Below are 11,715 nucleotides of genomic sequence, written 5' to 3'. Positions count from 1 at the left end.
TCGCCGGAATCGCCCCGCGCGAGATGTTGTCCACGTACTCGGCGGCCACGTTCAAGGGCCCGATTACCGCATCCAGCGTGCTGTTGACCCCTTCGACGATTTTGCGGAAATCGCCTTGGTGTTTCGTGGCATCCGCGCGGGTGGCCAAACGCCCTTCGACGGCAGCGGTCGATAACATATTGGCATCGGCCACCAGGGCGTTCACCGCATCAATGCAGGTGTTCAGGTTGTTTTTGATGACATTGAAATCACCGTTGTAGGTGTCGGTGATTTTGGCGGGGATCGCGCCTTTAGAGATGTTGTCCACGTACTCGGCGGCGACGTTGAGCGGACCAATCACAGCATCCAGCGTGTTGTTGACGCCTTCGACAATCTTGCGGTAATCGCCTTGGTATTGGCTGGCGTCGGCGCGGGTGGCTAAGCGGCCTTCGATGGCGGCTTTTTCCAGCGCAGCGGCTTCGGCCACCATGCTGGAAATCGCATCGATACAGTTGTTCAGGTTGTTTTTGATGGTGTTGAAATCGCCATTGTAGGTGTCGGTGATTTTCGCCGGAATCGCCCCGCGCGAGATGTTGTCCACGTAGTCGGCCGCGACGTTCAAAGGGCCGATCACGGCGTCCAGGGTGTTGTTGACGCCTTCGACAATCTTGCGGTAATCGCCTTGGTATTGGCTGGCGTCGGCACGGGTGGCTAAGCGGCCTTCGATGGCGGCTTTTTCCAAGGCAGCGGCTTCGGCCACCATGCTGCTGATCGCGTCGATACAGTTGTTCAGATTGTTTTTGATGGTGTTGAAATCACCGTTGTAGGTGTCGGTGATTTTGGTGGGGATCGCGCCTTTAGAGATGTTGTCCACGTACTCGGCCGCCACGTTCAAAGGTCCGATCACCGCATCCAGGGTGTTGTTGACGCCTTCGACAATCTTGCGGTAATCGCCTTGGTATTGGCTGGCGTCGGCACGGGTGGCTAAGCGGCCTTCGATGGCGGCTTTTTCCAACGCAGCGGCTTCGGCCACCATGCTGCTGATCGCGTCGATACAGTTGTTCAGGTTGTTTTTGATGTTGTTGAAATCGCCGTTGTAGGTGTCGGTGATTTTCGCCGGGATGGCGCCTTTAGAGATGTTATCGACGTACTCGGCGGCGACGTTCAAAGGGCCGATCACGGCTTCCAGCGTGTCGTTAACACCTACGACGATTTTCCGATAATCACCCTGGTGTTTAGTCGCATCTGCACGGGTGGACAGCTGTCCTTCTACAGCTGAGTGGGACAGCATGACGGCATCGGCAATCAAAGATTGCACGGAAAATACTGCGGCTTTGACACCCTCATTCAGTTGATTGAATTCTAAGCCGTAGTTATGGCTATCGTTTTGCGGCATTTGGCCGCGCCCGAACAAGGTCATGGCATGAATCATGGCATTGACAGGGCGGAGCACCCCCATGACGATGTACCAACTCATCGCCAGGAAACCCAACAAGAATAAGGACACGACTATCATCGTAGTATTGATAGTGCCGCCTAATCGCGCCAAACGGGCATCCAAACCGGCATATAGCAACTTGCTAAATCCGCCTGCTAACGAGAAGTTTTGTTGGATAGCCTGCGTCAAGCTGTTGAAATAATCGCTGCCGGCAAGCTCAAGTTGCCCGCGTTGTAAAATTTCCGTTTCAGTCAAGGTCAGTGCTTGCTTGGCTAAGGCGGTGGCTTTTTGCAAATCCGTGCGGAGTGCGGGGTTCATGCTGCCGATTTTGGGGATATTCTCGTCGATCATCGCCAGGGTTTCTTCAGCATTCGCGATTAATGCTCGCAGGTAAGCGGCTTCTGCAACAGTCACGGCTTTTCGCTGCAAAATCGGCGAACCCACGCCTCTGAGCATACCCAATTGTTCGGACAGCTCAGGAAATAAACTGATTGCCAACACTTGGGCGTAATAGGTATCGGCTTCCGGATCCAATCCTAGCCCCGATGCATCAGCCACTTTGCGGTTAAAAGCGTGCAATTGACTAATGAATTCGCCATGCTTTGCAAGATTGGTTTGTGCATCAAATTTGCTAGCCGAAGCCGCCAGCTCTTGCCATTTTTCCCTAAGCGCTTGCCAGGCCAAAGTCAGCTTTAATTCTGCCAACCGTCCGTCCAATGCGGAGATACCGGCGATTTGCTGATCGACTTCGTTGCGTTTCGCCTCCCGGCGGCTCGCCTCCTGTGTGTTGCCGGCGATTACCATCGCGTTCAAGCCACGGTGCTCTACCACTAGTTGCATCAGTTTGATGCTCTCCGTAGCGTAATCGACACCTTGTTTTTCCTTTAATGCGAAATCCTTGTCTGCGATATTGTCATTTATCAAAAAGTAGGTTGGCACTGCGAACATAGCAATAGCCAGAACCACTAAGGCAACAAACTTTTGCCAGAGCTTAATTTTGCTGAATACGCTAGAAATCTTTCCCTCTTTAAAGGGGTTTTTAACGCGACCGGCTTTGATATCGGCATATAGCGCGGCCGCCGCATCAACTTCGCTACGTGCTGGCTTGAAGCGGATAGACCGGTAACCAATCATCTGGCCTTCGTTGTAAATTGGCGCGACATTGGCTTCCACCCAATAGAAATCGCCATTTTTGGAACGGTTTTTTACCAATCCGCGCCAAGTGCAATCGGCGGAAATGGTTCGCCACATCCATTCATAGGCCTCTTCCGGCATATCCGGGTGGCGCACAATGTTGTGCGGCTGCCCCAGCAGTTCCGATTCCGTGAAGCCACTCAGTTTGATGAAAGCCGGGCTGACGCTGGTGATATAACCGTTCAAATCGGTGGTAGAGGTGAGAATGTCTTCTTCGGAAAAGTGTAATTCGACGTCAGTAACGGGTTGATTATTTCTCATGGCTATTTTCCATAGTATGTAATTGGCTTTTTTCCAATTGGGCTCAAGCCTGGGCCAAGTGCATATTGCCCTGAAGCTTGTGTTCAAAGGCGCTCACCAAGACAGGTACATCCAAAATTAACGCCACTTCGCCACTGCCCAAGATCGTGGATCCTCCCAGCCCTTCCACATGTCCGAATAACTTGCCAAGCGGCTTGATCACTGTCTGAAACTCGCCGATTAAGCGATCAACGACTAGCCCCGTCTTGACACCCGCTGCATGCACCACGACGACATTCGGTCTGCGCGGTTGATCTCCGCTGATGTTGAACAGATCGCGCAAGCGGATAAAAGGCAGCACTTCGCCGCGCAAATCCATGTAATCCCTGTCAATCAAATCGCCGGACAACTCCAGACACTCGACAACCCGGTCAAGAGGAATCACGTATGACGATTTACCTACACCCACCAAAAACCCATCAATGATGGCTAATGTCAGTGGTAAACGAATGCGGATAGTGGAACCTTGACCCGGCCTGCTTTCAACTTCGATGTCGCCGCGTAAATCGGTCACGTTCCGTTTGACCACATCCATGCCGACACCGCGCCCGGACAGATTGGAGATTTGGCTGGCGGTTGAAAAGCCGGGTTCGAAAATCAAGCTGTAAATTTCATGGTCGCTTAGTTTGGCGTCGGCTTGCACCAAACCTTTTTCGATGGCTTTTGCCAAAATTCGATCACGATCCAGACCACCGCCATCATCGCTAACTTCTATGGCGATGCTGCCCGACTCGTGGTAGGCGTTTAATCTGAGCTCACCGCGACTGGGTTTGCCGCGCGCGGCGCGGACTTCGGCAGACTCGATACCGTGGTCCATGGCGTTGCGGACTAAGTGCATCAGCGGATCGCCGATTTTTTCGACAACCGATTTATCCACTTCGGTGTCGCCGCCGGTAATGACCAAGGCAATATCTTTGCCCAGTTCTTTGCCGACATCGCGCACCACTCGCTGGAAGCGGCTGAATGTGGCACCTATCGCCACCATCCGCAGTTGCAATGCACCGTCGCGCACTTCTTCGACCAAGCGCATCATTTCGCTGGTGGCTTCCAATAGCGCGGAATCGCTGGTCTGTAAGGCACGCAGATTGACACCCGCACCCGAAATAACCAGTTCGCCTATCACATCGATGAGTTTGTCCAAGCGCTCGGCGTCTACCCGTATGGTTTGGTTTTCTCGGGCTTTGTTGTCTTTAATCTGCTGCTGCTTTTCCAGTGCCGCATTCACCAACGGCTGCTGTACCACTTGTTGATCGACCAAGATTTCGCCAAGGCGGGTATTCGGTTGCGGGACTTGCGCCTGCTGCGCGTTGAGGCCTTCTTGTAGTTCACGCTGGGTAATGACCCCGCTTTTCAGCAACAGCTCGCCGAGTTGGGCATTGTCTTCGCCCAGCGAATTGATCAGTTCGACGTAGTAGGGGATTTTGTCTTCCAGCGGCAAAATGTGGATGTAACTGCCTTCGCGAACAAAATCGAACACGCTTTCGATAGCGGCTTTGTCTGCGTCGCTTTTTAGGACAATTTCAAAACCCAGATAACTGCTCTCGGGATCCATGCTTTCGGCATCCGGCATCGCATGACTGAAAGTAGTCAGCGACATAATCTCGCCTAGCGTTGCCAAATAGCGGATGAAAGACAAGGGATCCATACCGTCGCGTAGACAGTTTTCGCCGAATTGAATAAACAAATGCCAATTGCCGCTGTCGATTACGCCGCCACCGCTGGCTTCGAGCGGTTCGCTAGCTTGCTGCACAGTCGTCATCGCCTGCTTGGGCTCAGGCTTCAAGAAAGACTCCAAGCCATCTAGTAATTGTCGTTCGGCATTGGTCATCGCCGGGTTGGCGTTTACTTCACCGTCGGCCACCGCTTGAATCAGTTCAATCATATGGTCACAGCAAGGTAGCAGAATGGCGACCAGTTCCGGCGAAACGCTCAACTTTCCGTCGCGCAAGGTATCAAGCACGCTTTCCACCACGTGGGTGAAGGCAACGATATGATCCAGACCGAACAATCCCGCCGACCCCTTAATGGTATGTGCGGCTCGGAAAATGGCGTTAATCCGTTCGGATGGATCTTGATCGTCTTCCAGCCCGAGTAAGCCGTCTTCCATGTCTTGCAACAACTCCAGACTTTCAATCACAAAAGTCTTCAGCGCATCACGCATTTGGTCATCAAAACTCATTTCGCATACTCCTTAGTTTTGGGTCAGCACGACCTGATCGCCAAAAGTGCCCGTCAGATTTGCCAGTTCCAGCACATCCAACACGGCTTTGCTGTGCATCACGAAACGCAAGCTCTTACCCAAATGCGCGGCTTCGCGTTTAATTAGAATCAACAACTGTAGGCCGGCAGTATCGATTTCGGTGACGTTGGCAAGATTGATCTCCAAATCATCCCCAGCCGTTAGAAACATCAGCAGATTGGATTTCTGATCTGCCGCGTTGTAGATGGTTAATTCGTCTTTAATGGTTAGGCTGGGCATGGACGATCTCGCTAGACATAGACAGAGGTACTTATATGAATCGGCGGAAACGGGATTAACGACCGCTGTTCATACTCCGATCAAGGCAAAATTAACTTGGAAACGGCCGCTAACATTTGCGCCGGCTGAAACGGTTTGACCACCCAGGCTTTGGCGCCCGCAGCTTGGCCCTCCTGCTTTTTGCCTTCCTGGGATTCGGTGGTCAGCATAATGACCGGGGTAAATTTATAGGCCGGCAGCTGTTTAAGTTCCTTCACGAAGGTAATGCCGTCCATATTCGGCATATTGACATCGGATATGATGAGGTGAATTTTCTGGCCGTTGAGCTTACTTAGCCCATCCTTGCCGTCGCACGCTTCTATTACTTCATAACCGGCGCCTTTCAGCGCAATACCTACTACCTGACGGACCGACGCCGCATCGTCTACTACCAATATCGTTTTTGCCATATGCTTAATATCCTAGAAAAAAGTAATCTCTTGTGTTTGAGGTTCAACGGCCCGATTGCCATGACCATGGGCGTGGTGTTCGGATTCCATGGTGTAGGTGCTGGTCAAGCCGCTTAAAATGTGGTCCGCATCTATCGGCCGCAACGCAAATACACCGCCGGCATGACTGCGATTGAGCTGTTTGGGGAAATCGGCAATGCTGTCTTTGACGTGTTGCAGAATTTGGCCGATCCGGTCTTGAAATTGAAAATGCACCAAGGATTCGTCTATCTCACCTTTTATGGCCTGCGCCGAATGGCTTAAGTTGCTTGAATAGCCCTGCAATTTGGTAAACACGTCATGCAGGTTATCCATTACCGATTGAATATTGCTGTTACAAGCGGAGACCGCTTCGGCCTCGTTTTGCGCGCTTTTTTCCACCGCTAGCAAGGCGGTTTGAATAGCAGAGCTAACTTGCTCGACTTTGGAGCCGATCTGCTTACCGGTTTCACCGGACAAGTTGGATAGCTTTCTAACCTCGTCCGCCACCACGGCAAAACCGCGGCCTGCTTCGCCAGCCCGAGCCGCTTCGATAGCGGCGTTTAAGGCAATCAGATTGGTTTGTTCGGCAATCCGCGCCACTTCCTTGGCCATCTGCTTAAGTTCATCAATAAAGCCCGCCAAGGAGCGAATTTTCTGCAAAACCGCCAAATTTTCCTGCAATGCCGCATCCATGGAGCTCACCACTTTTTGCAAATTGGTGTTGCTGTTTACGAATACTTCTTCGCCGTTGCCACCGAGAGTGGAATGGGAGGATCTTAAAGCCGCTTCCAGATTATTGGTAATCCCGGCAAAGCGTTGAGTCAACAACGTAATCGCCTGCTCGATTTGTTGCCGGGTCGAATCGATTTGTGCTGCCCATACCGGCGTGACTTGCTCGGCAAACCGATCCAGACCGGAAATATAGTTTTCTATTTCGGCTACCGATAAGGCGGGGGCCTTGTCAGTCAAGGTATTTTGCGTAGCGGCAACACAGCGTTTTTTGGTCACCCAAGCGGCTATTCCTGCCGACATCAATGCAACGCAAATCATTACCGCAAATTGGAATATAGACATTTTGGCGTAATCTCCCTGGTTTTTTTATGATTTCGCAGCCCTCTGCCGCCGATCATTTCGGTTCAGTGGCCTGGAAATTCAATGTGGAAAAAAGTATAGGCAGGAAAATTCGGTTTATCTAGAAAGCTACCGACAAATTGTAGGGTTAGTCCCACAACTTATGATTAATTTGCGAAACTGCTAACGGAAGTCGCTTGCAATGCGTGTTTAAGGCTTTTAAAGTGCCAAGCTGTTTTATCCCGTACTACAAGGACATCCGCTTTCATGACTGACTATCCCGAAAAATCTTGCAGCATCGACCGTTTGGTCCGACACCCCAAATTAGTGGCGGCAACGCTGGCCGGCGACAAAACCCAGCAACGCCGCGACGGTTTATATGCCTACCCCGGCGAAACCTTTGTATTGGAAGACGTCGTATTTGAAGTAACTAGCGTGGAGCGCCAAAGAATAGGCGATATGAGCGACGCGGACGCCCGGGCGGAGGGTTATCCGAATCTGGCAATGTATAAGGATTTAATATTGAAAATGCACAGCGGCATGGAGTGGAACGAGGACGGACTAGTCTGGGTGCATAGCTTTAAGCGGCAACAGCCGGAATAAGAATCCCTTTCTCAGCCAGTTCCCGCAGCATCGGCGGGCCGTTGGCCATTAAGGCTTGGCTATCCAGTTGCGGGAATTCCGTGGCAACTGCTTGCAAGCACTGCTCGCCCGTCATCGGCCCTTCATCCTGCAAAATTTGCAGCAAGCGTATGGTCAATCCGGTGGTTTTCAGAAAATGCACGCAGTCGAGATTGTCGCGGTAAACGATCAAGCAAGTGGTTTGCTCCGGCGGTTCCAGCGGCAAAAAGCCGGGGCCTATTGCCTGTACCGGATAACGGTAAAGTAACGGCCAGGCCAAGGGCGATAACGCGATGCTGCGCGGCAACAACTTATCCAGAAAATCGCTGTCACCCAATATTGGTGTGTCCTTGGCAATCGACAAAGCCATTTCCACCCATTCGTAATGTGCCAATTCCAACAGAAATGGATAATCGTCCGGATTATTTCGTTCGTTTTGTAAATACGCTAAAAACTCTTCGGCAATTTCCGAGAAATAGGGTGTTTCGCAGCGATGCCGGGTAAAAAAATCCTGAGTGATTTCCTGCCATTGCGCATCATTCAGGATGGCTCGCAATACCGGAAAATTACTGGCAATAAAACTGTCGATATTGTTGAAAAACAATTCCCGATACATCGCCATACGCCGCGGCTCGACATCTGCCGGCGGCGGATTGTTTTGCGGATCGCGAATATACGCGGCAAACTGGCTTTGGGTAGCCTGAAAATCGGCAGCCATCAGGCTACCTGTTTTTGCCGACCAGCCGCATAGTGCTGCTGAATGGCTTGGATGGTATCGACTTCCTGGCTTAATTCAAGCAAGGAGGGAATGTTGAAATCCCGCTCCAGCAGGGTAGGGAACACGCCGAACAGCTCGTAAGCCTTGCCCAACAAAGTCCAGACGGGATCGATCACCGGCGCGCCGTGGGTATCGACCAGAAAATCCTCTGCTTCCACATAATGGCCGGCGATGTGCGCGTAAGCGATGCGTTCGGCAGGCATGGCCCGCAGAAAGACTTCGGCATCGTAGCCATGATTGATGCTGTTTACGTAGATATTGTTGATGTCGATCAGCACATCGCAGTCGGCTTCACTGACTACCGCGTTGAAAAAATCGATTTCGGCCATTTCCTGGCCCGGCGAGGCGTAATAAGAAATGTTTTCGATGGCCATGCGCTGTTCCAGAATGTCCTGCACCCTGCGAATACGCGCGGCAACATGCTTGACAGCATCTTCGGTGAATGGCATCGGCATCAAATCGTATAAATGCCCGCCATGGCTGCAATAGCTAAGGTGTTCGCTGTAGAATTTGATCCCGTGCTCGCGCATGAACACTTTCAAATCGTGCACGAATTGCTCGTCGAGAGGATCGCTGCTACCTATCGACAGCGACAGGCCATGACAGACAAAATCAAAACGCTCGGTCATGGCGCGAAACTGTTTGCCGAACTTGCCACCGATGGTCATCCAGTTTTCCGGCGCCACTTCGTAAAAGCCGACATGGGCCAGCGGCGACTCGACAATCTCGCTCAAAAACGAACGCCGTAAGCCTAAGCCGGCACCGTGAACGAGATTGCGAACGCTATCCATGACTTACTCTTCCGGTGTTTCCGGTTTGTGGGTAGAACGCCAGAATAAGGCTAAACCAATCGCCACCAATACGCCCAGGATATACATTTCGTATTTTTTGACCTGACCCATGATGGACTCGGCAAATTGGCCGAAGGTGTAGCCCAGATAACCGACGGCTATCGCCCAAATTCCGGCGCCGAGAAAATTCAGCAAGAAAAACTTCAAGGGATGAATCTTGCTGGCCCCGATCACAAACGGCGTGACGTTACGTACGCCGTAGAGAAAGCGAAATCCCAATATCACCGGGATCTGATGCTTGTGCAGCAAATCGAAAACCTTGTCGGTTTTGCTATGCCAGAGCGGACGTTTCTCCAGAAAGGCGATGCCTTTCCAACGGCCCAGATAGAAAAAGGTCTGGTCGCCGGCAAAGGTACCCAAAAACGCCGTCAGCATCACCCATTCCAATTGCAAATAGCCGCCGTGCGCTAAAAAGCCGGCGATGACCAGAATGGTTTCACCTTCCAGATACGTACCGATAAACAAGGCTAAATAGCCGTAATCGATAACCAGCTGCTGTAAATCATTAAAATCCATAGTGTCGGTCTATTGGCGATGAATCGAAATTAATGGCTGGCTGCTTTGTCTGCATCCATTTTGCTCCCGCAACTACCTTCTTCGTTTTTCATCATGGCGCCGCAGCTATGTTCGCCGGCTTTTTTGTCACCACCCATCATGGCACCGCAACTGCCTTCTTCGGCTTTCTTAGGCTTGTCGGCGCCGTGATCCATGCCACCCATGCTGCCCATACTCATCATGCCGCCGCCGGTCATCATGCCCATGCCGCAAGCGCCTTCCTTACCCTTCATCATCGCGCCACAAGCGCTTTCCATGCCTTTTTTCATTTTGCCGCCACTCATCATGCCGCCGCACATGCCTTCGCCGCATGAGCCTTCGGTTTTTTTCGCTTCAGCTTTTTTGGTTTCACTTTTTTTGATGCCATTGCCGTCCATTGCATTAGAGCCACACGCGCCCTGACTGATTTTGCCGTTTGAATGCTCTGCATGCGACGTCGCAACTTGCATATAGCCGCTAGACAACTCGGAAACGGCGAATGGGTTGGCATCGGCCTGCGCGTTGACAGCCATGCCGGACAAAAGCGCACCGCCCATCGCAGCGGCCAGCGGAGATTTATTAAATTTTTTCATGCGTTTATCCTCTCGTTTAATTTTTATTTATGGTGCTCCGGCACATTACTACCGGGGCTTACGACTGATGCGTAATCCTTATTGCTCTACTCTGATTATTGCATATTCAGTCTAAATTCTTTGCCTTAAATTCACAGACATCGGCGATGCAGCAAGCGCCGCAACGCGGCTTCCTGGCCACACAAATATACCGGCCGTGTAGAATCAGCAGATGGTGCGCGTCTTTCTTGTATTGCTTGGGCACGGTTTTTTCCAATTTGCGCTCCACTTCCAGGACATTTTTGCCCGGCGCCAGGCCGATGCGATTGGCGACCCGGAAAATATGCGTATCTACGGCGATGGTCGGCTCCCCAAATGCGGTGTTTAAAATCACATTCGCCGTTTTGCGGCCCACCCCGGCCAGCGCCTCCAACGCTTCCCGTTCGCGCGGCACTTCGCCGCCATGCTTTTCCAGCAAAGTCTGACAAAGTTTTATGACATTTGCCGCCTTGCTGTTGAATAAGCCGATGGTTTTGATGTGCTCCTTCAAACCGTCTTCACCCAAAGCCAGGATCGCTTGCGGCGTGTTGGCCACGGGAAACAATTTGGCAGTCGCCTTGTTGACGCCCTTATCGGTCGCTTGCGCCGACAATACCACCGCCACCAATAATTCGAACGGGGTAGTGAAATTCAGTTCGGTGGTCGGATTCGGCGTGGCTTCGGCCAAGCGCTGGAATATCTGTAGGCGTTTTTCGTTATTCATGCTCAAAAAGGGATACAAAGCCAAGCTTTCCAGGATTCTCCCGGCTTGCAAGGCAAATATTGGTGGCGTCGTTACTTGTTCACTAAAGGAACTAAGTAACGAGTCAACTAAATTGTCGCATTTAGTTTGGAACCAAACTCGCGCGCATCAAGTCACTAGCTAGCACTCAGAATGGGTGCGGAAAACCACAACAATTCAATTCGGGGGAATTATGAAAACATTTACTGCCATTACCATTAGTGCATTACTGCTCGCGAGTGCCGGTGTATTCGCCGAAGAACATGCTACCGAAGCCTTGAAGCATGCCGAACAGGCTGTCACCCACGGCAAAGCCGGCCATAGCCCCGTCTTGGTGGAGCATGCCGAAGCGGCCTTAACCCATGCCAAGAAAGGTGCTGAAGTCGCCAAGGGCGACTCTAAAACGCATCTCGATGCCGGGGTAAAATCCCTGGAAAGCGCAATTGAACACGGCAAAATGGGCCATGCCGATGTCGCTACAAAAGCCGCCGAAGAAGCCGTTGACCATATCAAGGCGGGCAACAAGTAGGGGCTGTTGCCGTTTCACATCGGTAACCATATAAATGCACAAGCCAGGGCGATAGCACCTTCAAAATTGCGTTTTAGTTTGTCATATCGGGTGGCAATAGCTCTAAAATGTTTCAGTC

12 protein-coding genes and 1 pseudogene are annotated in these 11,715 nt (G+C 51.6%); 2 read left to right on the top strand and 11 right to left on the bottom strand.

Annotated elements, in window-relative coordinates; genetic code table 11:
- The 5 genes from QLH52_RS24210 to QLH52_RS24190 form a co-directional block, all read right to left on the bottom strand.
- Positions 1–2,872 (bottom strand): PAS domain S-box protein (locus QLH52_RS24210; protein WP_319963254.1); only part of this gene is annotated, 2,872 nt, incomplete at its 3' end.
- Positions 2,873–2,915: 43 nt separating this feature from the next.
- Complete coding sequence (locus QLH52_RS24205; RefSeq protein WP_033158481.1) at positions 2,916–5,090, bottom strand: chemotaxis protein CheA; 2,175 nt, start codon at positions 5,088–5,090, stop codon at positions 2,916–2,918.
- Between the two features lie 12 nt (positions 5,091–5,102).
- Complete coding sequence (locus QLH52_RS24200) at positions 5,103–5,390, bottom strand: STAS domain-containing protein (RefSeq protein WP_033158482.1); 288 nt, start codon at positions 5,388–5,390, stop codon at positions 5,103–5,105.
- An 80-nt stretch (positions 5,391–5,470) separates the two neighbouring features.
- Positions 5,471–5,839 carry a response regulator gene (locus tag QLH52_RS24195; protein ID WP_020484376.1) on the bottom strand — a complete coding sequence of 123 codons (369 nt, stop codon included), beginning with the start codon at positions 5,837–5,839 and terminating at the stop codon, positions 5,471–5,473.
- 12 nt (positions 5,840–5,851) lie between these two features.
- Entirely contained in the window at positions 5,852–6,934 is a 1,083-nt protein-coding gene (locus tag QLH52_RS24190) for a methyl-accepting chemotaxis protein (protein ID WP_319963253.1), read from the bottom strand.
- 264 nt (positions 6,935–7,198) lie between these two features.
- Here QLH52_RS24190 and QLH52_RS24185 point away from each other — a divergent pair, with 264 nt between their 5' ends.
- Positions 7,199–7,534 carry an ASCH domain-containing protein gene (locus QLH52_RS24185; protein WP_319963252.1) on the top strand — a complete coding sequence of 112 codons (336 nt, stop codon included), beginning with the start codon at positions 7,199–7,201 and terminating at the stop codon, positions 7,532–7,534.
- On the opposite strand, the gene QLH52_RS24180 is transcribed toward QLH52_RS24185, so the two are convergent.
- The 5 genes from QLH52_RS24180 to nth form a co-directional block, all read right to left on the bottom strand.
- Positions 7,512–8,270 (bottom strand): HvfC family RiPP maturation protein, encoded by a 759-nt coding sequence (locus QLH52_RS24180; protein WP_319963251.1) that lies wholly within the window; start codon positions 8,268–8,270, stop codon positions 7,512–7,514. The genes QLH52_RS24185 and QLH52_RS24180 overlap by 23 nt on opposite strands.
- Positions 8,270–9,121 carry an HvfB family MNIO-type RiPP peptide maturase gene (locus QLH52_RS24175; RefSeq protein WP_319963250.1) on the bottom strand — a complete coding sequence of 284 codons (852 nt, stop codon included), beginning with the start codon at positions 9,119–9,121 and terminating at the stop codon, positions 8,270–8,272. The genes QLH52_RS24180 and QLH52_RS24175 overlap by 1 nt, the downstream gene beginning before the upstream one ends.
- A gap of 3 nt (positions 9,122–9,124) precedes the next feature.
- Entirely contained in the window at positions 9,125–9,697 is a 573-nt protein-coding gene (locus tag QLH52_RS24170; RefSeq protein ID WP_033158487.1) for a DedA family protein, read from the bottom strand.
- Positions 9,698–9,726: 29 nt separating this feature from the next.
- Entirely contained in the window at positions 9,727–10,308 is a 582-nt protein-coding gene (locus QLH52_RS24165; protein ID WP_033158488.1) for a hypothetical protein, read from the bottom strand.
- 106 nt (positions 10,309–10,414) lie between these two features.
- On the bottom strand, positions 10,415–11,050 hold the full coding sequence (gene nth / locus QLH52_RS24160; protein ID WP_033158489.1) for an endonuclease III: 636 nt from the start codon (positions 11,048–11,050) through the stop codon (positions 10,415–10,417).
- A gap of 211 nt (positions 11,051–11,261) precedes the next feature.
- Between nth and smbP the strand changes: the two genes are divergently transcribed.
- Positions 11,262–11,597, top strand: coding sequence for a small metal-binding protein SmbP (smbP, locus tag QLH52_RS24155; RefSeq protein ID WP_205452749.1), 336 nt, complete (start codon positions 11,262–11,264; stop codon positions 11,595–11,597).
- A 14-nt stretch (positions 11,598–11,611) separates the two neighbouring features.
- On the opposite strand, the pseudogene QLH52_RS24150 reads toward smbP, so the two are convergent.
- A pseudogene (locus tag QLH52_RS24150) lies at positions 11,612–11,715 on the bottom strand (IS5/IS1182 family transposase); the annotation flags it as partial.

Origin of the sequence: Methylomonas defluvii (assembly GCF_033949435.1) — a bacterium.
GTDB classification, from domain to species: domain Bacteria; phylum Pseudomonadota; class Gammaproteobacteria; order Methylococcales; family Methylomonadaceae; genus Methylomonas; species Methylomonas defluvii.
Note: the sequence above shows the minus strand (reverse complement) of the source record. Positions and strands in the feature narration are given on the sequence as shown.